This window comes from Streptomyces afghaniensis (assembly GCF_044327915.1).
Lineage (GTDB): Bacteria > Actinomycetota > Actinomycetes > Streptomycetales > Streptomycetaceae > Streptomyces > Streptomyces afghaniensis.
On sequence record NZ_JBIRGJ010000008.1, the window covers coordinates 455720 to 476326 of the forward strand.

Here is a 20607-nt window from a genome sequence, read left to right on the forward strand (position 1 = left end):
CGTTCAACTCCCGGAGGCGAACGTCACGAAATCCGCCCATGCGGCGGAGACGACGACGAGCCGGGGACCGCCCTCGCTGGCATCCCGACCCCTGGCGCCCGCTCACCCGCCCGGGTGAGCCTCCCCAACTCGGCTGGCCTGGCGCCTGGTTGTCGGCCCTACTCGCAGCGCAACACAACCGCAGACATGCGACGGCCCCCGCCGGGACGGTGCCGCCCCCACCGCACCCTGCTCCGGTTGGAGACCGAGGACGACGACCCGTTACTTCTCGCGGTCGAGGCGCAGGGCAAGAAGGACCCGGACAAGCCCGCGAGCTGGGCGTACTACGCCTCGTACCTGCTCACGAAATACCGGCTCCAGCCACTGCTCCTGGTCGTCTGCCTAACGAGCGCATCGTCAGCTGCGGTGATCCCGAGACTCTGCGCCGCTGGCACCGGCGTGCCGTGATCGCCCCCTCCGCCGAGCAGATCTTCTCGGAGGAGCAGGACGAGTAGGCGATGGCGGCTGCGGCTACGAGTGGCCCAGTTCCTCCGTGTCCTCGTCCGGCGTCGCCGGGACCGAGCCCGAGTCCGCGGCCGGGCGCAGGGGGAACGGGTCCACTCGGGTCTCGTCGATGACCGGCGGGGCCGGCTGCGGCGGCTTGGGCATGACCGCGGCCTCGGAGTGGCCGCCGCAGCCGTAGGCCAGGGAGACGACGCGGCCGTCGGCCGGGGAGAACTCGTTGGCGCAGACGCCGAAGGCCTGCCCCAGGGAACCGCCGATGCGGAGCAGGAAGCCGCAGCTCACGCAGGCCGCGGGGGCCGCCTGCGCCATCGGGGTCTTGGGACCGAACGCTTCCTCCCAGCGGTCGGCAGCGATGTGCAGGCCATAGCGGGACAGCACCCGGGCACGGCGCACGCCGAGTTCCTCGGCCACCGCCGCGATCGAGCCGCGGGCGGGCACGGCCAGGGGCCCCGCCGTGACCTCCGCGTCCTCGGCCTCCGCCAGTGCTGCCATCTCGTCGGAGACGACGGAGTTCGGCGGCGGCTCGTCCTCGCCGGTCCAGCCCGGCTCCAGACGCAGATCCTCGGCGTCGGTGGGCAGCAGATCGCCCGGGCCCATGTCGCCGGGGCGCAACCGCTCGCTCCACGGCACCCACTCGGGCGCGAGCACCGCGTCCGGGCCGGGCAGCAGCACCGCCTCGTCCACCGTGACGATCTTCGCCCGGGAGGCCCGGGCCACGGTCACGGCCCAGCGCCAGCCCCGGTACCCGAGCTCCCGGCACTCGAAGAAGTGCGTGACAACGCGATCCCCCTCGGAGACCAGCCCCACGTGCTCGCCGACGATGCCGGGTGCCGCGGCCTCCTCGGCGGCGCCCCGTGCGAGGTCGACGGCCTCGGCGCACAGACGGTCAGGGGTGCGGCTTCGCGTTGTCGCTGCGCTCACAGGTATCGCTTCTCTCCATACGCCGTCTCACGTGTGCGCCACTCCCAGCGCCGGGGGCGGACGGAGCGGACCAGGGGACCGCGTCGACGTCCTTCATCCATTTTGCGGGATGGCTGAGATACGCACGCTACCCCTCCGCCCCACTTCGCGTACACCGACGGTCCTGACCGACGGCTCCGGCGACCGTACCGACCGGCCCCGCAACCCGGACAGTCACCCCACAGGCCCTATACACGCGGTAATGGCACTACCCACAGCCATCTCGGGGCACTATGACGTCGTGGCAGCCGCGAGGACGCCCCAGGGCGCCACCGGGACCGGTGGTTCGAAAGGGGTCAAGGGAAGCAGCCGACTGAACGGACCGGGCCGTCTGGGCGGCTCCCTCCGCGCGGTCGGCCGTGCCCTGCACTCCCCGTTCACCGGCACCGCCCGCGGCATCCGCAAGGCCACCCACGCGCACGGCGCCGGCGAGTCCGGCCTCGGCAAGCTGATCGAGCTGCACGGCGTGAACGGCGCCGGAGACATGATGATCACCGTCGCCCTCGCCTCGACGGTGTTCTTCTCCGTGCCGACCGACGAGGCCCGCGGCCGGGTCGCGCTGTACCTCGCCATCACCATGGCGCCCTTCACCCTCCTCGCGCCGGTGATCGGCCCGCTCCTCGACCGCATCCCGCACGGCCGCCGGGCCGCGATGGCCGGGGCGATGCTGGCCCGGGCGCTGCTCGCGCTCATCCTGTCCGGCGCGGTCGTCAGCGGCAGCCTCCAGCTGTATCCGGCGGCGCTCGGCGTCCTCGTCGCGTCGAAGGCCTACGGGGTGGTCAGAAGCGCCGTCGTGCCCCGGCTGCTGCCGCCGGGCTTCTCGCTGGTGAAGGCCAACTCGCGCGTCACCCTCGGCGGGCTCCTCGCCACCGGCATCGCCGCGCCGGTCGGCGCCGGACTCCAGCAGATCGGGCCGCGCTGGCCGCTCTACGGCGCGTTCGTGATCTTCGTGGCAGGGACGTTCCTGTCGTTCACGCTGCCGCCGAACGTCGACTCCGCCAAGGGCGAGGACACCGCCCTGCTGGCCGCGGACGAGGAGCACCTGCACGGGCCGCACCGCCGTCCCGTCAAGCGCCCCGGGCTGCGCACGGTCGGCCCGGCCGTCACCCACGCCCTGGCCGCCAACGCCTCCATCCGCTGCCTCACCGGCTTCCTGATCTTCTTCCTCGCCTTCCTGCTGCGCGAGCATCCGATCTCCGGCCAGAGCGCCGCCGTGTCCCTGGGGATAGTGGGCGTGTCGGCCGGCGTCGGCAACGCGCTCGGTACGGCCGTGGGGGCGTGGCTCCGGTCCCGGGCGCCGGAGATCATCATCGTGACGGTCGTGGCGTGCGTGCTGGGCGCGGCGATCACGGCCGCGCTGTTCTTCAGCACGGTCCTGGTGGCCGGCCTGGCCGCGATCGCCGGCTTCGCGCAGGCCCTGGCCAAGCTGTCGCTCGACGCGCTGATCCAGCGGGACGTGCCCGAACTGGTCCGCACGTCGGCCTTCGCCCGCTCCGAGACACTGCTCCAGATGTCCTGGGTGCTCGGCGGGGCGGTCGGCATCGTGATGCCGCTCAACGGCACGCTCGGGCTGGCGGTGGGCGCCGCGATCGTCGGCACGGGCTGGCTGACGACCGTGCGGGGGCTGATCGGCTCGGCCCGGCGCGGTGGTGCGGCACGGCCGCGTGTGGCGTAGGCCGACGGGCACGCCGTACCCCGCGTGGGCGGTCCGGGCGGTGGGGCAGATAGCCTTCGCCCATGACCAGGTTGCAATCCGCTGTGCGACGCCGCCGCGCCGTCGCCGCCGCCGGCGTCGTGTCCGCCGGACTGCTCGTCCTCTCGGCCTGTGACAAGCCGACTCCGATGGCCACGGTCACCGTGGGCCAGGATTCGGTGAACTCCGAGGCCACCTGTGGCGGCGAGGGCGATGCCCTGAAGCCGTCCGATCTCAATCAGTGCCTGAAGGACAAGGGCATCAAGAGCATCTCCGTCGACCCGGACGAGACCGTGCGCTTCGGGGTCGACCCGGAGATCGCGGACAAGGGCTGGACGATCCTGATGAACGGTCAGCCGCTGACCGACTCCAGCACGAAGACGTACCGCACCATTCCGGGCAGCGTGTTCTTCAACGCGCAGTACGGGGCGCAGGGCGACTCGACGCTGGTGTCCATCAAGGAGGGCGAGAAGGACGCGTCGGGGTTGTGGAACTTCAAGCTGGAGAAGGACGCGTAATCACTGCCGCTGGGCTGGGCAGGGTGCTTGTCGCCACCGCGGTTCCTGTGGAACGGGACGCGGTGGCCGCCACTGCCCACGGCGGTGTCGATGTGATCGCGGCCGGTGTGGGGCCCGCCCTCGCCGCTGCCTCCACCGCTTCCGCCCTGACCGCCGCCGCCCTCGAAGGTACCCCCTACGACCTCGTGGTTTCCGCCGGGATCGGTGGGGGGTTCCTGCCCGAGGCGCGCGTGGGATCGCTCGTTGTCGCCGATGAGATCGTCGCGGCCGACCTGGGGGCCGAGACCGATGACGGGTTCGTGCCGGTCACCGAGCTCGGGTTCGGGACCGTGCGTCATCAGCCGCCCGCGGAGCTCGTGCGGCTGGTCGCCGACGCCGTCGGGGCGCGTACCGGGGCCGTCCTCACCGTGTCCACCGTGACCGGGACCGCCGAGCGGGCCGCCGTGCTCCGGGAGCGTCACCCCACCGCCCTCGCCGAGGCCATGGAGGGCTTCGGCGTGGCCGAGGCCGCCGCCGTGCACGGGGTGCCCGTGCTGGAGGTACGGGCGATCTCCAATCCCGTCGGGCCGCGCGACCGCGCCGCCTGGCGGATCCCCGATGCCCTGGCGGCCCTCACCGAGGGTTTCGGGAAGCTCGTGCCCGTACTGGAGAGTTGGAACCGGCATGACCAGTGAGCAGCTGAAGATCGCCTACTCCCCCTGCCCGAACGACACCTTCGTCTTCGACGCCCTGGCCCACGGCCGCGTCCCCGGCGCCCCCGCCCTCGACGTGACCTTCGCCGACATCGACATCACCAACGGCATGGCCGAGCGCGGCGAGCTCGACGTGCTGAAGGTGTCGTACGCCGTGCTGCCGTACGTGCTGGAGCAGTACGCCCTGCTGCCGTGCGGGGGCGCGCTGGGGCGGGGGTGCGGGCCGCTGGTGCTGACGCGGGAGCCGGATGCCGACCTGACCGGCCGTACGGTCGCCGTGCCCAGTGAGAAGTCCACCGCCTATCTGCTGTTCCGGCTGTGGGCCGCGGACACGCTGGGCGACGGGGTCGGCGAGATCGTCGTCATGCCGTTCCACGAGATCATGCCGGCCGTGCGGGACGGGAAGGTCGACGCGGGGCTCGTCATCCACGAGGCCCGCTTCACGTACCGGAACTACGGACTGCACAAGCTCGCCGACATGGGCGAGCACTGGGAGAACACCACCGGGCTGCCGATCCCGCTGGGCGCGATCATCGCCAAGCGGTCGCTGGGCGAGCAGAAGCTGCGGCTGCTCGCCGACTCCGTCCGGACGTCCGTGCGCGCCGCCTGGGACGACCCCGAGGCGTCCCGGCCCTACGTCATGGAGCACGCCCAGGAGATGGACCCGGCCGTCGCCGACCAGCACATCGGGCTGTACGTCAACGAGTTCACCGCCGACCTTGGCGAGGACGGCTACGCCGCCGTACGCGGGCTGCTGACACGCGCGGCGGCCGAGGGGCTGGTGCCGCCCCTCGGCCCGAACGCGCTCGCTTTCCCCTGAGCGGGCGTCACACGTCCAGCTGGTCGGCGACCGCGCGCAGGAGGCCGGCGATCTTCTTGCCGGCGGTCTTCTCGGGGTAGCGGCCCCGCTCCAGCATCGGCGTGATGTTCTCCAGGAGGGTCGTCAGATCCTGGACGATGGAGGCCAGCTCGTCCGGCTTCTTGCGGGTCGCGGCGGCGACCGAGGGGGTCGGGTCCAGAATCGTCAGGGACAGCGCCTGGTCGCCGCGCTGTCCTGCGACGACGCCGAACTCCACCCGCTGTCCCGGCTTGAGCGTCTCGACTCCGGCGGGGAGGACCGAGGAATGGACGAAGACGTCACCGCCGTCGTCGCGGGAGAGAAAGCCGAAGCCCTTCTCGCTGTTGAACCACTTGACCTTGCCGGTAGGCACGTCTGTCCTCGTCCTCGTACTCGTCGGAAAACTGCTTCTGGAAACGGCTCTTGATAGCACTCGGGCGGGTCGTACGGACCCGCCGGTACCAAGGCTAATGGTCTTCAGGCCGGTGACAAGACGTCACCCGGTTGTTCCTTCGCGCTGGGAACTACCCTGGTCGGGTGCGTGACAAAACCCAAACGAATTCCGCCGCTCCCGGTGACCGTCTGGTCCGTGCCGGTGCCATCGTCTTCTTCATCGGCGCCGTGGCCACACTGGTCACGGTCGCCCCGCTGTTCCTGGGGACGACGCCCTTTCCGACGTACATGTTCGGCCTGAGCATGCTCATGGCGGTCGGATTCCTGATGGCCGGAGCGGGAGTGCTGCGTTCCGTCGCCGCGGGCCGGCGTCAGGCGCGTGCGGGACGGTAGTCCGAAAACCACCCGGGGAATTCCGTCAGGTCGGAGAGGACGACGTCCGCGCCCGCCGCGCGCAGTTCCTCCGGCGGGCAGGGGCCGGTGGCCACCGCGACCGACAGCGCGCCGGCCGTCCGGGCGCCGCGCACGTCCCCGACGTGGTCGCCGACGTAGACGCCCGCGTCGTGCTCGCGCAGCGCCTCCGCCTTCTGTTCGGCCCACAGGTCACCGATGACGGCGTCGGGCTCGATGCCGAGGTGGGCGAGGTGCAGTTTGGCGTTGGGCTCGTACTTGGCCGTGACGACTATCGCGCGTCCCCCGGCCTCCCGTACGGCCGCGATGGCCTCCCGGGCGCCGGGCAGCGCGGGGGTCGCGGCGATCGCGATGGACGGGTACATCTCCCGGTAGACGTCCGCCACCGTCTCGACCTCGTCGGCCGGGAACCAGTTGATCAGCTCCTCGGCCAGCGGCGGTCCGAGCCGCGTGACCGTCAGATCGGCGTCGATGTACGTCCCCGTCCGCTCGGACAGCGCCTGGTAGCAGGCGCGGATGCCGGGGCGGGAGTCGATGAGGGTCATGTCGAGGTCGAAGCCGACGGTGATTGCCATATGGGCCATTGTGCCCACACGGTGTGCACGGCAGACGTCCCCCTGTGATGGGCTGGAGCCGACAGGGCCTAACGAGAGCGCTGGGAGCGCCAGACCAGGAACAGTGCCGACGCCACCGCCGCGCCCCTGACCACCCACGGCCAGGTCTCCGCCACCGCGTCGTTCATGTGGCCCTCCGCGATCGGGGCGCCCCAGCGGTCGTTCGTCCTGCCCCACAGCCAGAGAACGCCGGCCGCGACGGAGAGGCCGGGGAGGATCACCACCGCCCACTTCGTCTCCGCCGGGGTCAGGCGGCGCGAGGCGTAGGCGATGAGCCAGCCGAGGATCAGCACGAACCAGTTGCCGAGCACGGCACCCGCGACGAGGAGACCGGCGGCGATGAGGAGGAGCGGGTTGCTCCAGCCGCCCGCGGGCAGGCCCGGGAGACGCCGGCGGGCCGCCTTGCCCGCCGTTTCCTCCGGCGCCCCGGCCACCTCGACCGCCGGCGCCGGCTCCTCGTCGGCCGCCTGCTTCTCCAGCTCCGGCTTCCTCGGTCCCGGCGGCTTCAGCAGGTCCGGCAGCTCCACACCGCCCACGAAGCCCGGCACGTCGTCGCCCGCCCCGAAGGGGCTGCTGTCCACCCGCCACCAGTCCGGCTGGACCGCGCTGTCCCCGAGTTCGTGCCCGGCGGCCAGGTGCGGCGGGGCCGCGCCCCCGGCGGCGGGATGTGACTCCTCGGCGGGCCGGGCCGGGCGGGGGCGCGGTACGACGCGCCGCAGGACCCCCTTCGGCCGCTCGCCCGGCTCCTCCGGCTCGCGTGCCTCGCGCTGTACGGGCACGGCGGCCGGGGCGTTGTGCGCCGTACCGCCGCCGACCGTGCCCGCGCCGGTGCCTGTGCCGTCCGCTGCCGCCGCCACGATCTCGTCGGGGCTGCCGAGGCGGGACAGGATGCGGCGGACGGCGGCGGGCGAGTCGACGGTGGCCTTCGCGCGGCGCTTGTCGATCTCGTTGCGCAGGTCCGCGACCAGACGCATGCGGGTGGCCGACGACAACTGGCGCTGCTGGGCCACGTCGCCGACGCGGCTCAGATACTCGTAAACGACCTGGTCGCTCTCAATCCCCACGAAGTCCCCTCCGGGGCGTGTGCGTTGGCTGACGCCGTCGGTCGACGGTACCGCGAGTGCGGACGGGCGACCCACATGCCCGCGCACAGTCGCCCCGGCCGCCGGAGGCGACCCGCTACCGTGGACCGGATGAGCACCGAGGACAGGCCTTCGGCCCCCCGTTCCCTCGCGGAAGCGCTCCGCGGGCGGGACGACGTCTCGCTGGGCGCGCTCCTGCGCAGCCGTCCGGATCTCATCACGCCCGTCCCCACCGACCTCACACAGCTCGCGACCCGCGCCGGCACCCGGGCCTCGGTCGTGCGGGCCCTGGAGCGGCTGGACCGGTTCACGCTCCAGACGGCTCAGGCGCTGGCCGTCGCGGCGGATCCGGCGACGTACGACGAACTGCTCGGGCTCATGGCCGGGGACGACGCCGACCCGGCCGTCGCCCAGGCCCTGCCGCACGCCCTGGGCGTCCTGCGCGAGCAGGCCCTGGTGTGGGGCCGCGACGACCGGCTGCGGCTGGTCCGCACGGCCCGTGAGCTGCTGGCTCCCTCGCCGCAGCACCCCTCCCCGACAGGGCTCGGTCCGACGGTCCAGGAGGCCACCGCCGGGATGTCCCCGGGGCGCATCCAGGAGATCGTCACGGCCGCCGGGCTGCCCTCGACCCACGACTCGGTCTCCGCGGTGACGTCCCTGACCGAGCTGTTCTCGGACCGGCGCCGGATGGCCGCGCTGCTCGCCGGGGCCCCGGCCGACTCCCTCGACGTGCTGGAGCGGCTGGTGTGGGGGCCGCCGTACGGGCAGGTCACGGCCGATCCGGCGCCCCGGCTGCGCTGGCTGCTGGACCGGGGGCTGCTGCTGCCGACGGCGCCCGGGACGGTTGTGCTGCCGCGCGAGGTCGCCCTGCACCTGCGGCGGGGGCTCGCGCACCGGACGCCCGAGCCGGTGCCGCCGGCGGTCGAGGCGGCCGCCGTTCACCGTCCACAGGTTGTGGACAGCACCGCGGCCGGGCAGGCGTACACCGCGCTCGCGACCGTCGAGGAACTGCTGAAGGACTGGGACGAGGGCGGGCCGGCGGTGCTGCGGGCCGGCGGGCTGAGCGTGCGGGACCTGAAGCGGACCGCCGTCGCCCTCGACGTGCCCGAGCCGGTCGCCGCGTTCTGGGTGGAGCTGGCGTACGCGGCGGGCCTGATCGCCCCGGACGGGGAGGCCGACGAGCGGTACGCGGCGACCCCGGCGTACGACGAGTGGCGGGAGCTGCCCGCCGCCGAGCGCTGGTCGCGGCTGGTCACGGCGTGGCTCGCGGCGACCCGGACGGCGGGGCTGGTGGGCGGGCGGGACGCGAAGGACCGTACGTTGTCGGCGCTCGGGCCGGGTCTGGACCGTTCGGCGGCGCCCGAGGTACGGCACCGGGTGCTGGCGCTGCTGGCCGGGCTGCCGGAAGGGGCCGCGCCGGCCGCCGAGTCGGTACTGGCACGACTGCGCTGGGAGCGCCCCCTGCGCGGCGACCGGCGCGAGGACGACCTGCGCGGCCGGCTCGCCGAGTGGGCCCTGTCGGAGGCGGAAATGCTGGGCGTCACGGGCAGGGGCGCGCTGTCGGCCCACGGCCGGGCCCTGCTGGGCGCACCCGCGGCTCCCGCCAGGAGCCCGGAGGCGGAGCCGTCCGGTCCTGGGGACAAGCTCCCCGTGCACCACCGCCCCACCCATGTCCCCACCCTCTCCGCCACGGAACAGGCCGTCGCCTCCGCCGCCGCGGCCCGGCTGCTCACGCCCCTGCTGCCCGAGCCGCTGGACCACGTGCTGCTCCAGGCCGACCTGACGGCGGTGGCGCCCGGGCCCCTGCAGCCCCCGCTCGCCGACATGCTGGGCGTGCTGGCGGACGTCGAGTCCAAGGGCGGGGCCACCGTCTACCGCTTCACGCCCGGCTCGGTGCGGCGCGCCCTCGACGCCGGGCGGAGCGCCTCGGACCTGCACGCCTTCCTCGCCGCGCACTCCCGTACGCCGGTGCCGCAGCCGCTCACGTACCTGATCGACGACGTGGCCCGCAGGCACGGGCAGCTGCGCGTGGGCGCGGCCTCGGCGTACGTCCGCTGCGACGACGACGCGGTGCTGGGCGAGATCCTCGCCGACAAGCGGGCCGCCGCCCTGGGGCTGCGCCGGCTCGCCCCGACCGTGCTGGCCGCGCAGACCGACCCGGCGGGGCTGCTGGAGGGCCTGCGGGCGATGGGGTTCGCGCCGGCCGCCGAGTCCGCCGAGGGCGATGTGCTGATCACCCGCGCGCACGCGCACCGCACCCCGCCTCGCAGCGCGCCCGAGCCGGTGCCGGACGGCCCGCCGGTCCCCGACGACACGCTCCTCGCGGCGGCGCTGCGCGCCATCCGGGCCGGCGACCTCGCCTCCACCACCCCGCGCAAGTCCGGCACGGCTCCGGCGGCCGACGGCGAACTGCCCCGCACCGGTTCCGCCGAGACCCTCGCCACCATGCAGGCCGCCGTCCTGACCGGCGAGGCCCTGTGGATCGGCTACGTCAACGCCGAGGGCACCGCGAGCCAGCGGGTCATCGCCCCGATCCGCGTCGAGGGCGGTTTCGTGACGGCGTACGACCACACGGCGGACGAGGTCCGTACGTACCCGCTGCACCGGATCACCGGGGTCGCGGAGCTCGCCGACGACGCGGGCTGACGACGGCCCGTTCCGCCCGGCCCGGTCGTCTCACCCGTTCGGGTGCACGCCGGCGTTCATGCACGCCACGCCGGGGATGTCCCACCCTTGGGCGACCTTGCCGGGCGTGCCGCATTCCGCCGTTCGCGCGGGGGCAGCCACCGGGTGTCCTGTGAGCCCTTGTCGAAAGGAAGTCCCAGCATGCGCGTTGTCCGTCGAGTCGCCGCCGTCCTGGCCACCGCCGCCCTGATGACGTTCGGCGGGCTGGCCACTCCGGCCGCCGCGGTGAGCATCGATGTCGCCGGCCTCGTCCTCGAGACACCGCAGGTCTGATCCGCTGATCCGCCTGCCGCGCACCATCGGGCCGGCCCCGGCGTCCCCGGGCCGGCCCGCGGTGGGGTGTCCCTCGTCTCTCGACCCGTGAAAGGCCCTGTCGTTCCCATGCGTGAAAAGCTCCCCGCCGTCGCTCTGTGCGCCGTGGTCCTCGTGGGCGTGCTCGCGCCCTCCGCCGCCGCGGCCCACGCGCCGCCGCTGCCCCTGCCGGCCGCCGCGGGCGATCCCCTGATCAGCGAGGGGGTCGGCATCGAGGGGCCGCTGATCAACAACGTCAGTCTGCCCACGCTGAAGTAGCGCGGCGCGTCCGGTAGCTGTCCCCGTCCAGCCGGACGAGCTCGGCGTGATGGGCGAGGCGGTCCACCATCGCCGCGGCGGAGGCGCCGCCGAAGACCTCGTCCCAGCGGCCGAGCGGGCGGTCGCTGGTCACGATCAGCGAGGCACGCTCGTAGCGGTGGGCGACCAGCCGGAAGAACAGTCCGGCGGTCGCCGCGTCGATGGGCGTGTAGCCGACCTCGTCGACGATCAGCAGGGGGTAGTCGTCGAGGGCGGCCAGTTCCGCGTCGAGCCGGCCGGCGGCCCGGGCCTCGGAGAGCCGGGCGGCCCACTCGGCGGCGGTCGCGAACAGCACCCGGTGCCCGGCCCGGCAGGCACGCACGCCGAGGCCGATGGCGAGGTGGGTCTTGCCGGTGCCGGGCGGGCCCACGAGGACCACGTTGCGCCGGGCGGCGACGAACTCGGCCTTGCCGAGCCGGGCCAGGGCCTCCCGGTCGAAGCCCCGGGGGTGCTGCTGGTCGAAGTCCTCCAGCAGCTTGCGGGCCGGGAAGCCGGCCGCGCGGATCCGGGCCTCGGCGTCCGCGTCGGGGGAGTGCTGGCGAGGCAGGGCGGGGGTGGCGGCCGGGTCCTGGGGCTTCGGAGCCTCGGGCTGTTCGGCGTGGACGGGGACGCTGCCGGTGTGCTGGCCCTCGTCCGGGGACCGGACGGCCGACGAACGGTCGGCGTGACCGCGGTCCGCATGACCGCGGTCCGCATGACCGCGGTCCGCCTGCGCGGCCATCGGCCCCGACATGTACGCGAGGATCGCCGCCGAGACGATGAACGCCATGTGGATCACCGTCCCCCACAGCAGGGCGTGGCGGGAGGTGTGATGGACGTCCACGAACATCTGGAGCAGATGGACGGAGGAGATGCCCACGATCGCCGTGGCGAGCTTGACCTTCAGTACGTTGGAGTTGACGTGCGAGAGCCATTCGGGCTGGTCACGGTGGCCCTGGAGGCCGATGCGCGAGACGAAGGTCTCGTAGCCGCCGACGATCACCATGATCAGCAGGTTGGCGATCATGACGACGTCGACCAGTTTGAGCACCGCGAGCATCACGTACGTCTCGGTGGCGTGCCCGCTCACGCACATCCGGATTAAGGTCCACAGCTCCTTGAAGAACTTGTAGACGTAGACCCCCTGGGCGGCCACCAGCCCGAAGTACAGCGGGGCCTGGAGCCAGCGGGTGGCGAACAGGGCGTATCCGAGGGTGGTGGTCGTTGGGTTTCGCACGGTTGGCCATTCTTCGGGGCTGCCGTGGAAAACCTGAATTCACACCACACGTTGGGATGAAAAGGCATTCAGTAGGACCGGAGCCGCCCCGGTCCCGCGCAGATCACACCCTCGGGACCGTGACGATCAGGCACACTGGACGTTTGGCCGAGTCGTTCGAGCCGTCCGAGCCGTCCGGCCGTGGGAAAGGGTGCCACGCGTGAATGGTCCGCTGATCGTCCAGTCCGACAAGACCCTGCTCCTGGAAGTCGACCACGAGCAGGCCGGCGACTGCCGTCGGGCCATCGCCCCGTTCGCGGAGCTGGAGCGGGCGCCGGAGCACATCCACACCTACCGGGTGACGCCGCTGGGCCTGTGGAACGCCCGGGCTGCGGGTCACGACGCCGAGCAGGTCGTGGACGCGCTGGTGCAGTACAGCCGCTACCCCGTGCCGCACGCGCTGCTGGTCGACATCGCCGAGACGATGGACCGCTACGGGCGGCTCACCCTGTCCAAGCACCCGGCGCACGGGCTGGTCCTGACCACCACCGACCGTCCGGTGCTGGAGGAGGTCCTGAAGTCGAAGCGGATCGCGCCGCTGGTCGGCGCCCGCATCGACCCGGACACGGTCGCCGTGCACCCCTCCGAGCGGGGTCAGATCAAGCAGACCCTGCTGAAGCTGGGCTGGCCTGCCGAGGACCTCGCCGGGTACGTCGACGGTGAGGCGCACCCGATCGAGCTGGCCGAGGACGGCTGGGCGCTCAGGCCGTACCAGAAGCAGGCCGTGGAGAACTTCTGGCACGGCGGGTCGGGCGTGGTCGTCCTGCCCTGTGGCGCGGGCAAGACGCTGGTCGGCGCCGGGTCGATGGCGCAGGCGAAGTCCACGACCCTGATCCTCGTCACGAACACGGTCTCCGCCCGGCAGTGGAAGCACGAGCTGGTGCGCCGGACGTCGCTCACCGAGGACGAGATCGGCGAGTACAGCGGCACGAGGAAGGAGATCCGGCCCGTCACGATCGCCACGTACCAGGTGCTGACGACCAAGCGGAAGGGCGTCTATCCGCACCTGGAGCTGTTCGACTCCCGGGACTGGGGCCTGATCGTCTACGACGAGGTGCACCTGCTGCCGGCCCCGGTGTTCAAGTTCACGGCGGATCTCCAGGCGCGGCGGCGGCTGGGTCTCACGGCCACGCTGGTGCGTGAGGACGGGCGCGAGTCGGACGTGTTCTCCCTGATCGGGCCCAAGCGGTTCGACGCGCCCTGGAAGGAGATCGAGGCGCAGGGCTACATCGCGCCGGCCGACTGTGTGGAGGTCCGGGTCAATCTGACGGACGCGGAGCGGCTCGCGTACGCCACGGCCGAGGCGGAGGAGAAGTACCGCTTCTGTGCGACGACCGACACCAAGCGGAAGGTCACGGAGGCGATCGTCCGCCGCTTCGCCGGGCAGCAGATCCTCGTCATCGGCCAGTACATCGACCAGCTCGACGAGCTGGGTGAGCACCTCGGGGCGCCCGTGATCAAGGGCGAGACGTCGAACGCGCAGCGGGAGAAGCTGTTCGACGCGTTCCGGGAGGGCGAGATCAGCGTGCTCGTCGTGTCCAAGGTCGCGAACTTCTCGATCGATCTGCCGGAGGCGACGGTCGCGATCCAGGTGTCCGGCACGTTCGGGTCGCGCCAGGAGGAGGCCCAGCGGCTGGGCCGGGTGCTCCGCCCGAAGTCCGACGGTCACAAGGCCCACTTCTACTCGGTGGTCGCCCGGGACACCCTCGACCAGGACTTCGCCGCGCACCGCCAGCGCTTCCTGGCGGAGCAGGGGTACGCGTACCGGATCATGGACGCGGACGAACTCCTGACCGAGAGCTGATCACTTGCGGCGGACCACGCCCACTTCCTCTCCGTACTGACCGAGGATGATCACGTCGAAGGCGGCGCCCGCGAAGACCTTCACGGCGCGCAAGGCATCGCCGAGGCGGTGACGGTGGCTGCCCGTCACGGCGGTGGCGCCGGGCGGGCGGCCGGGTGCCGGTGCGGGGGAGATGGTTGCTGCGCTCATGTCTCCATGGTGCGTTTCGGCCCGTAAGCCCCGCGTCGGTCTCGGGGCCGAACCCGGCTGCCCCGCTCGTACGCCTGCGGACCGACTCCTGCCCCTCAGGGAGGAGGGCCTCGTCCCCTAGGGGACGAGGGACGGGGGGCGAGAAGCAGGGGCGAGAAAAACCGTTGGCGGTCGCCTCCCCCGCTCCTCTAGGATCTCCGCTCTTGCCCGCCTCCCTCACGGAGCGCCGCCGACCGGACGGAAACCGGCCGGCATCTCACCGCCATCTCTTCAGCAGGTCCTCCGGAGGCACCCCCTTGTCCACGCCCGTCGACGACCCGCTCTCCCGTGAGCGCTCCCACCTCGCCGCCTCCCGTTCCGCCCTGCGGGCCATGCGCCAGGACGTCGAGGCCCTCGACATCAGCGACGTCACCGCGAACTGGGTCAACGCCGAGGTGCTCGCCCACCAGATCGAGGAGCGCATCAAGGCCCTGGCCGACCTCAGCGACACCCCGTTGTTCTTCGGGCGGCTCGACTACCTGCGCGCACCGGGCGCCGAGCAGGCCGAAGGCGCGGGAGGGGAGCGCTTCTACATCGGGCGGCGGCATGTGCACGACCACGACGGCGACCCGATGGTGATCGACTGGCGCGCACCCGTCTCCCAGCCGTTCTACCGGGCCTCCAAGAAGGACCCGATGGACATCGCGCTGCGCCGCCGCTTCGGCTACACGGGCGGCGACCTCACGGCGTACGAGGACGAGCACCTGTCGGACCCCGGCGAGGCGGCGCGCACCAGCAAGCTGCTCCAGCAGGAGATCGAGCGGCCCCGCGTCGGCCCCATGCGGGACATCGTCGCGACGATCCAGCCCGAGCAGGACGAGATCGTCCGGTCGGGGCTCTCCGGCACGGTGTGCGTGCAGGGCGGCCCGGGCACCGGGAAGACCGCCGTCGGCCTGCACCGGGTCGCCTACCTCCTCTACGCCCACCGCGAGCGCCTCGCCCGCACCGGGACGCTCGTGATCGGACCGAACCGGTCCTTCCTGCACTACATCGAGCAGGTGCTGCCCGCTCTCGGCGAGTTGACGGTCCAGCAGGCCACGGTCGAGGACCTGGTGGCGCACGTGGAGATCAAGGGGACGGACGACGCCACGGCCGCGGTCGTCAAGGGCGACGCCCGCATGGCGCAGGTGCTGCGCAGGGCCCTCTACTCGCACGTCACGATGCCCACCGAGCCGGTCGTGGTCGTGCGCGGCTCCCGCCGCTGGCGGGTGGCGGCGTACGAACTGGAGGAGATCGTCCGCGAGTTGCTCGACCGCGACATCCGCTACGGCGCCGCCCGCGACGCCCTGCCGCAGCGCATCGCGCACGCCGTGCTGGTGCAGATGGAGCGGTCGGGAGAGGCGCCGGACGACCGGGTGCAGGACGCGGTGGCGCGCAACAGCGCGGTCAAGGCGGCCGTCAAGCAGGTCTGGCCGGCCGTCGACCCGGCGAAGCTGGTGCTGCGCCTGCTGTCCGACGCGGACTTCCTCGCCGGGCACGCGGAGGGGATCCTCGACGAGGAGGAGCAGAAGGCGGTGCTGTGGGCGAGACCGGCACGCAGCGTCAAGTCCGCCAAGTGGTCGGCCGCGGACGCCGTCCTCATCGACGAGGCCACCGACCTGATCCAGCGCACCCACTCCCTCGGCCATGTCGTCCTCGACGAGGCGCAGGACCTCTCCCCCATGCAGTACCGGGCCGTCGGCCGCCGCTGCACGACCGGCAGTGCGACCGTCCTCGGCGACCTGGCGCAGGGCACCACGCCGTGGGCGACCCGGAGCTGGCAGGAGGCACTGGCCCACCTGGGCAAGGCGGACGCGATGGTGGAGGAGCTGACGGCCGGTTTCCGCGTGCCGACGGACGTCATCACCTACGCTTCCCGGCTGCTCCCGCACATCGCCCCGGGGCTCACCCCGGTCGTGTCGATCCGTGAGAATCCGGGCCACTTCGAGGTCCGGGAGGTCACGGGCACCGCCGACGTGGTCGACGCCTGCCGCGCGTCGCTGCGCCACGAGGGCTCGACGGGCCTGATCGCGGCGGACGCCCGGATCCCGGAACTGGCGGCCGCCCTGACGGAGGCCGGCATCCCGTATCTCGGGCCGGGCGAGGAGACCACCCGCGAGACCCGTCTGACCCTGGTCCCGGCATCACTCGCCAAGGGTCTGGAGTACGACTACGTCGTCCTGGACGAGCCCCGGGCGGTGGTCGACGGCGAGCCGGACGAACGCACGGGCCTGCGACGCCTGTACGTGGCGCTGACGCGAGCGGTGTCCGGCCTTGTCGTCACGCACGCGGCCGGGCTGCCGCCGCAGCTGGCGTCGGCTCCCCCTCGCTGAAGCGTCGGGCTCGCACGGCGGGCATCACTGGCGGTGATGCCCGCGGGAGGCCCTTCAGCGCCAAGCAGCCGCTCCTGCGCTCAGGTCGCGACCAAGCCGCCGTCGGCGGTGAGCACCGCGCCGGTGATGTAGCTGGCCTTGTCGGAAGCCAGGAACAACACGGCCTCGGCGATCTCCTCAGGCTCGCCGGCGCGGGTGAGCGGTGTGTTCCGGCTGAACGCCTCGAACATCTCTCCCACGGTGTCGACGGCCGTGTCGGTCCGGATCGGGCCGGGCGCCACGGAGTTGACGCGAACACCCGCCGCGCCGAACTCGACGGCCCACGACCGGGTCAGCGCGTCCATCGCGGCCTTGGAGGCGTTGTAGACGGAGCCGACCGGGGTGCCGATCTGCGCGGCGACCGACGACACGTTGACGATCGCCCCCTTCTTCTTGGCCACCATGGCCGGCACGAGCGCGGCTGTCAGGAAGTAGGACGCACGAACGTTGATGTCGAACACCTGCTCGTAGCTGTCGAGCGACTGCTCGGGGGTCGGCGAGAACGGGAAGATGCCCGCGTTGTTCACCAGCACGTCCACCTCGCCGACCTCCTCGGCGAGCTTGCGGACGTCGTCGATCTTCGCGACGTCCGCGACGACGAAGTGGCCCGTCCCGCCCGCCTGCTCGATCAGCTCGACGGTCTCCTTGCCGAGCTCGGCCCTGCGCCCCGTCACGTAGACGGTGGCACCCGCCTCCGCGAGCTTGACCGCGATCGCGCGTCCGATACCCGACGTGGCGCCGGTGACGAGTGCCTTCTTGCCCTGAAGTTCGTTGGTTGACATGTCTGCAAACCTGGCCGTGTCAGATCGTCAGAGCATAATTTCCGGATATACGGCCTGGTCAGGTCGAGGGCTTCGAAATGAAATCAGGCGGTCAGGGCCGCTGTGCGCCGCCCGAAGTAAAGGCGCACGAACTGCGGCAGCTGGTAGCGGCCGAGTACGAGCGGCTCGATCAGGTGCACGCCCGCGAGTGACTCCAGCACCAGCTCGATCTCACCGGGGTCGCCCCCGGACATGTCCGCCGCCTTGTGGATGTCGATCACCTCGGCGTCCTGGCGCGCGAAGCACATGAGCATGTGCCGTTCCGGATCGCTGAGCTGCTTGTCGGCCGCGATCAGCGGGGCCAGCATCGCGGCGCAGTCGGACGGGATCGCGCCGGCGAGCTTGCTCTCCCGCTCCATCTGCAGCAGAACCATCCCGATCGTCCAGTGAGGACGCGAGCTGAGCCTGCCGCCGACCACCCTGATCGGGCTCGGCAGTCGCGAAAGGCGTTCCAACAGCACCTTGGCCTGCTCGGGTTCCGCGTCCGCGCGCGCCGGGCCGAAGGTTTTACGGAGGAACTCCCGTGCCTCCCGCTCGGTCAGCCCGGCGATCTTCAGCCAGGTCACCCCCGGCAGCTCGTGCAACCGGCGGACGCTCGTGAGAATCATCGCCGACCCGGGCGTGGCGAGATCGCGTACGGCCGCCGCGTCCTGCACGTCGTCGACCACTACCAGGAACCGCTTGCCGCGCGCCTTCTCCCGCCACAGTGCGGCTTTGTCGCCGACGGGGTTCTCCACGCCGACCGAGCGCAACAGCTGGTCGGCGACGTCCCCGCCCCTGACGAAGATCTGCCCGTCCGGGAAGCGGCCCCTGACGAGGTGGCCGATCCGGGTGGCCAGCATGGTCTTGCCGCTGCCCCGCATACCTGTGATGCCCACGGTGCCCGGCAACGTCCGGAGAGCCTGCGCGATCTCCTCGGCGCGGCCGGTGAAGTCGATCAGATCCGGCAGCAGCTGCTCCGGCCTGCGCGGCGGGTCGAGGTCGCCGTTGAGGATCTGCGCGTGGACCTTGCGCAGCTCCGGCCCCGGGTCGAGGCCGAGCTCCTCGTTGAGGAGTGCGCGCGCCTGGTGGAAGTGGTCAAGTGCTTCCCCCTGCCTGCCCTCCAGGTAGAGCGCGCGCATCAGGAGGGCGCGCGGTCGTTCCCTGAGCGGGAAGGCGGCGACGTGCTTCTGCAGTTCCAGCACGTCGAGCTCGCGTTCGAGGAAGTCCTCCCGCGCCTTGAGCCGGTAGTCGCCGAGCCGCACCCGTTGCGCGTCGAAGTAGGCGCTCCGGAGGCCTTCCAAGGGCTCACCGCGGCAGTCGTCGACGATCTCGGCGCGGACCGTGTACCCGCCGTCCCTGGACTTCAGGTTCAGCTCCGGAAGCAACTTGCGGATCTTGTACACGTACGTCCGCAACGCCATCACCGCGCTCGGCGTCGGGTCGTCCCAGACCATGCCGATCAACTGATCGTTGCTCAGCCGGATGCCGTTGTTCAGCAGCAACGCCGCCAGCACCGCCCGCTGCTGGCGCGGCCCCAGTTCGATCTCCTCTTCGTCGCGCCAGGCTCGTACGGGACCCATCAGTGAGAAGCGCAGGCTCATGCAACGGCACAACGCACGGGCACATCCCCTGCTTCCCAGGGTCACCGTCGCCCGGGGGCGTTCAGACGGAGTCCAGGGCGGCCCGCCACCTCGCGACGGCATCCGCCGACACCGGTGCCTCCCAGCCCTCCGGCCGGGCCGCCCCGCCGATGTGGAAGCCGTCGACCCCGGCCGTCAGCAGCGTCGGCACGTGGTCGAGCCGCAGCCCGCCCCCCACCAGGAGATGCTGCTCGTACCCCGGCTCCCCCTGCCGGGCCGCCTCCGCGAGCAGTACGGAAAGCCCGTCGTCGACCCCGCCCGCCGACCCGGCCGTCAGGTACGTGTCCAACCCCGGCATCCCGTCCAGCTGCTTGCGCAGGGCGTCCCGGTCGGCGGCCCGGTCGATGGCCCGGTGGAAGGTCCAGGGGCAACCGTCCAACGCCCCCACAACCCGCTCCACAGCCGCCAGATCGACCCCACCCTCCACGTCCAGGAACCCCAGCACGAACTCCTCGGCACCGGCCTCCCGCAGCTCGCCCGCCACCCGCACCAACCGGTCGACGTCCCCGGCCGCGAACCCGTCGGCGAGCCGCAGCATCACCCGCAGGGAGATGTCGACGGCCCGGCGGATCCCGGTGACGGTGGCGGGCGACGGGGTGAGCCCGTCGGCCGCCATGTCGGTGACCAGCTCCAGCCGGTCCGCGCCTCCGGCCTGGGCGGCGACCGCGTCCTCGACGCCGAGGGCGATCACCTCCAGGACTGCACGCTTGCTCATGGGGCCCCTTCGTCGGCATGGCGTCGGCGTACGACCACAGGTCTAGGCCAGACAGGTCTAGTCCAATCAAGACTACGCTGCCCGCTGCCGCCGCCTCCCACGCCCCGCCGACCCGGCTCATCCGAAGATGTTCAGGTCCTTCGCCTCCACTCCGACCAGTTCGAACTCGGCCCCGTCGACCGGCCGCCCCGTGTACAGCCGCACCAGGGTCGGCCCGTCCCCGATGAAGCGCCCCGGGGGCCGTTCCCCGCCGCTCTCCCCGAGCCGCAGCGGTTCGTCCAGGTCGTCGAGGTCGGCGTGCAGCGGCACATGCCCGCGCTCGCGGGTGATCCGGGCCAGCAGCGCCAGCGCGTCCGGCAGCCCGGCCCCGCCGTACGCCCCGGGCTCGCCGAAGGCCTCGCGCACGTCCCCGGCGTGCACCCACTCCCCCAGCGCGAGACCGTCCAGCTTCCCGCCCGCCCCGGCGATCACCGGCCCGGCCTCGGTCATCCCGCGCTCCAGCTCGTCGACCACACGCGCGTTGCTCCAGCCGTCCCGCTCGGCGATGTCCCGGTCGTTGGACTCGGGCGAGAACACGCCCTCCTCGAACCGGTTCTCCACCACCCGGGTGAGCGCGGCCGAGCAGTGCGCCAGCACCGACCGCACCGACCAGCCCGGGCACGCCGCCACCGGCAGCGCGAAGTCCTCCTCGGCCCTGGCCCGCAACAGCGGGACCAGCGCGTCACGCTCGATCGCGAGCAGCCTCCCGGGTTGCTCGGGGTCCCGTACGTCGTGCACATCAGCAGGAGTAGTCATGGGACCCACGCTAGGTG

At 72.3% G+C, this 20607-nt stretch carries 20 protein-coding genes and 1 pseudogene; 11 read left to right on the plus strand and 10 right to left on the minus strand.

Annotation, left to right across the window (positions count from 1 at the left end; genetic code table 11):
- Window positions 1-186: 186 nt before the first annotated feature.
- Window positions 187-399, plus strand: a pseudogene (locus ACH4G3_RS30920) (hypothetical protein); the annotation flags it as partial.
- Window positions 400-510: 111 nt separating this feature from the next.
- On the opposite strand, the gene ACH4G3_RS30925 reads toward ACH4G3_RS30920, so the two are convergent.
- Entirely contained in the window at window positions 511-1425 is a 915-nt protein-coding gene (locus tag ACH4G3_RS30925) for a DUF3027 domain-containing protein (protein WP_397627600.1), read from the minus strand.
- A 280-nt stretch (window positions 1426-1705) separates the two neighbouring features.
- Here ACH4G3_RS30925 and ACH4G3_RS30930 point away from each other — a divergent pair, with 280 nt between their 5' ends.
- The 4 genes from ACH4G3_RS30930 (at window position 1706) to ACH4G3_RS30945 (ending at window position 5187) form a co-directional block, all read left to right on the plus strand.
- The gene (locus ACH4G3_RS30930; protein WP_397627601.1) at window positions 1706-3139 is read left to right on the plus strand and encodes an MFS transporter; all 1434 of its coding nucleotides are present in this window, start codon (window positions 1706-1708) and stop codon (window positions 3137-3139) included.
- 62 nt (window positions 3140-3201) lie between these two features.
- Window positions 3202-3675 carry a DUF2771 domain-containing protein gene (locus tag ACH4G3_RS30935; protein WP_397627602.1) on the plus strand — a complete coding sequence of 158 codons (474 nt, stop codon included), beginning with the start codon at window positions 3202-3204 and terminating at the stop codon, window positions 3673-3675.
- The gene (locus tag ACH4G3_RS30940) at window positions 3645-4349 is read left to right on the plus strand and encodes a futalosine hydrolase (RefSeq protein WP_397627603.1); all 705 of its coding nucleotides are present in this window, start codon (window positions 3645-3647) and stop codon (window positions 4347-4349) included. The genes ACH4G3_RS30935 and ACH4G3_RS30940 overlap by 31 nt, the downstream gene beginning before the upstream one ends.
- A complete protein-coding gene (locus ACH4G3_RS30945; protein WP_397627604.1) occupies window positions 4339-5187 on the plus strand; it encodes a 1,4-dihydroxy-6-naphtoate synthase in 849 nt (282 codons plus the stop codon). Before ACH4G3_RS30940 ends, ACH4G3_RS30945 begins: the two co-directional genes overlap by 11 nt.
- 7 nt (window positions 5188-5194) lie before the next feature.
- Here ACH4G3_RS30945 and ACH4G3_RS30950 read toward each other — a convergent pair whose 3' ends face one another.
- Window positions 5195-5578, minus strand: a complete 384-nt coding sequence (locus tag ACH4G3_RS30950; protein ID WP_010035896.1) for a cold-shock protein — start codon at window positions 5576-5578, stop codon at window positions 5195-5197.
- Window positions 5579-5742: 164 nt separating this feature from the next.
- Between ACH4G3_RS30950 and ACH4G3_RS30955 the strand changes: the two genes are divergently transcribed.
- The gene (locus ACH4G3_RS30955) at window positions 5743-5991 is read left to right on the plus strand and encodes a hypothetical protein (protein WP_010035898.1); all 249 of its coding nucleotides are present in this window, start codon (window positions 5743-5745) and stop codon (window positions 5989-5991) included.
- Here ACH4G3_RS30955 and ACH4G3_RS30960 read toward each other — a convergent pair.
- Complete coding sequence (locus ACH4G3_RS30960) at window positions 5970-6593, minus strand: HAD family hydrolase (protein ID WP_397627605.1); 624 nt, start codon at window positions 6591-6593, stop codon at window positions 5970-5972. The genes ACH4G3_RS30955 and ACH4G3_RS30960 overlap by 22 nt on opposite strands.
- Before the next feature lie 59 nt (window positions 6594-6652).
- On the minus strand, window positions 6653-7687 hold the full coding sequence (locus ACH4G3_RS30965) for a hypothetical protein (protein WP_397627606.1): 1035 nt from the start codon (window positions 7685-7687) through the stop codon (window positions 6653-6655).
- Window positions 7688-7816: 129 nt separating this feature from the next.
- Between ACH4G3_RS30965 and ACH4G3_RS30970 the strand changes: the two genes are divergently transcribed.
- From ACH4G3_RS30970 to ACH4G3_RS30980, 3 genes are all read left to right on the plus strand, one after another.
- Entirely contained in the window at window positions 7817-10351 is a 2535-nt protein-coding gene (locus ACH4G3_RS30970) for a helicase-associated domain-containing protein (RefSeq protein WP_397627607.1), read from the plus strand.
- A 180-nt stretch (window positions 10352-10531) separates the two neighbouring features.
- Entirely contained in the window at window positions 10532-10663 is a 132-nt protein-coding gene (locus tag ACH4G3_RS30975; RefSeq protein WP_020270984.1) for a hypothetical protein, read from the plus strand.
- Window positions 10664-10771: 108 nt separating this feature from the next.
- Window positions 10772-10960 carry a hypothetical protein gene (locus ACH4G3_RS30980; protein ID WP_397627608.1) on the plus strand — a complete coding sequence of 63 codons (189 nt, stop codon included), beginning with the start codon at window positions 10772-10774 and terminating at the stop codon, window positions 10958-10960.
- Here ACH4G3_RS30980 and istB read toward each other — a convergent pair.
- A complete protein-coding gene (istB, locus tag ACH4G3_RS30985; RefSeq protein ID WP_397627609.1) occupies window positions 10938-12215 on the minus strand; it encodes an IS21-like element helper ATPase IstB in 1278 nt (425 codons plus the stop codon). The two genes, ACH4G3_RS30980 and istB, sit on opposite strands and share 23 nt — an antisense overlap.
- A 199-nt stretch (window positions 12216-12414) precedes the next feature.
- On the opposite strand from istB, the gene ACH4G3_RS30990 reads away from it, so the two are divergent.
- Entirely contained in the window at window positions 12415-14058 is a 1644-nt protein-coding gene (locus ACH4G3_RS30990) for a DNA repair helicase XPB (protein WP_397627610.1), read from the plus strand.
- Here the strand turns inward: ACH4G3_RS30990 and ACH4G3_RS30995 are convergent, their stop codons facing one another.
- Entirely contained in the window at window positions 14059-14247 is a 189-nt protein-coding gene (locus ACH4G3_RS30995) for a hypothetical protein (RefSeq protein ID WP_397627611.1), read from the minus strand. It lies immediately after the preceding gene.
- Between the two features lie 296 nt (window positions 14248-14543).
- Between ACH4G3_RS30995 and ACH4G3_RS31000 the strand changes: the two genes are divergently transcribed.
- Window positions 14544-16598 (plus strand): HelD family protein, encoded by a 2055-nt coding sequence (locus ACH4G3_RS31000; protein ID WP_397627612.1) that lies wholly within the window; start codon window positions 14544-14546, stop codon window positions 16596-16598.
- An 80-nt stretch (window positions 16599-16678) separates the two neighbouring features.
- On the opposite strand, the gene ACH4G3_RS31005 is transcribed toward ACH4G3_RS31000, so the two are convergent.
- The 4 genes from ACH4G3_RS31005 to ACH4G3_RS31020 form a co-directional block, all read right to left on the minus strand.
- Window positions 16679-17419 carry an SDR family NAD(P)-dependent oxidoreductase gene (locus ACH4G3_RS31005; protein ID WP_397627613.1) on the minus strand — a complete coding sequence of 247 codons (741 nt, stop codon included), beginning with the start codon at window positions 17417-17419 and terminating at the stop codon, window positions 16679-16681.
- Between the two features lie 83 nt (window positions 17420-17502).
- Window positions 17503-19020: an AfsR/SARP family transcriptional regulator gene (locus ACH4G3_RS31010; RefSeq protein ID WP_397627614.1), complete on the minus strand. Its 1518-nt coding sequence runs from the start codon at window positions 19018-19020 to the stop codon at window positions 17503-17505.
- An 82-nt stretch (window positions 19021-19102) separates the two neighbouring features.
- The gene (locus tag ACH4G3_RS31015; RefSeq protein ID WP_397627615.1) at window positions 19103-19795 is read right to left on the minus strand and encodes a copper homeostasis protein CutC; all 693 of its coding nucleotides are present in this window, start codon (window positions 19793-19795) and stop codon (window positions 19103-19105) included.
- Between the two features lie 117 nt (window positions 19796-19912).
- On the minus strand, window positions 19913-20590 hold the full coding sequence (locus ACH4G3_RS31020) for a maleylpyruvate isomerase family mycothiol-dependent enzyme (protein ID WP_397627616.1): 678 nt from the start codon (window positions 20588-20590) through the stop codon (window positions 19913-19915).
- Window positions 20591-20607 lie beyond the last annotated feature (17 nt).

Bases quoted from the DNA above. Each gene is read 5' to 3' on its own strand.
- ACH4G3_RS30970 (WP_397627607.1), top strand. From the start codon at position 7,817: ATGAGCACCGAGGACAGGCCTTCGGCCCCCCGTTCCCTCGCGGAAGCG.
- ACH4G3_RS31015 (WP_397627615.1), bottom strand. From the start codon at position 19,795: ATGAGCAAGCGTGCAGTCCTGGAGGTGATCGCCCTCGGCGTCGAGGAC.
- ACH4G3_RS30935 (WP_397627602.1), top strand. From the start codon at position 3,202: ATGACCAGGTTGCAATCCGCTGTGCGACGCCGCCGCGCCGTCGCCGCC.
- ACH4G3_RS31010 (WP_397627614.1), bottom strand. From the start codon at position 19,020: ATGGGTCCCGTACGAGCCTGGCGCGACGAAGAGGAGATCGAACTGGGG.
- ACH4G3_RS30960 (WP_397627605.1), bottom strand. From the start codon at position 6,593: ATGGCCCATATGGCAATCACCGTCGGCTTCGACCTCGACATGACCCTC.
- ACH4G3_RS30945 (WP_397627604.1), top strand. From the start codon at position 4,339: ATGACCAGTGAGCAGCTGAAGATCGCCTACTCCCCCTGCCCGAACGAC.
- ACH4G3_RS30995 (WP_397627611.1), bottom strand. From the start codon at position 14,247: ATGAGCGCAGCAACCATCTCCCCCGCACCGGCACCCGGCCGCCCGCCC.
- ACH4G3_RS31005 (WP_397627613.1), bottom strand. From the start codon at position 17,419: ATGTCAACCAACGAACTTCAGGGCAAGAAGGCACTCGTCACCGGCGCC.
- ACH4G3_RS31020 (WP_397627616.1), bottom strand. From the start codon at position 20,590: ATGACTACTCCTGCTGATGTGCACGACGTACGGGACCCCGAGCAACCC.
- ACH4G3_RS30980 (WP_397627608.1), top strand. From the start codon at position 10,772: ATGCGTGAAAAGCTCCCCGCCGTCGCTCTGTGCGCCGTGGTCCTCGTG.
- ACH4G3_RS30975 (WP_020270984.1), top strand. From the start codon at position 10,532: ATGCGCGTTGTCCGTCGAGTCGCCGCCGTCCTGGCCACCGCCGCCCTG.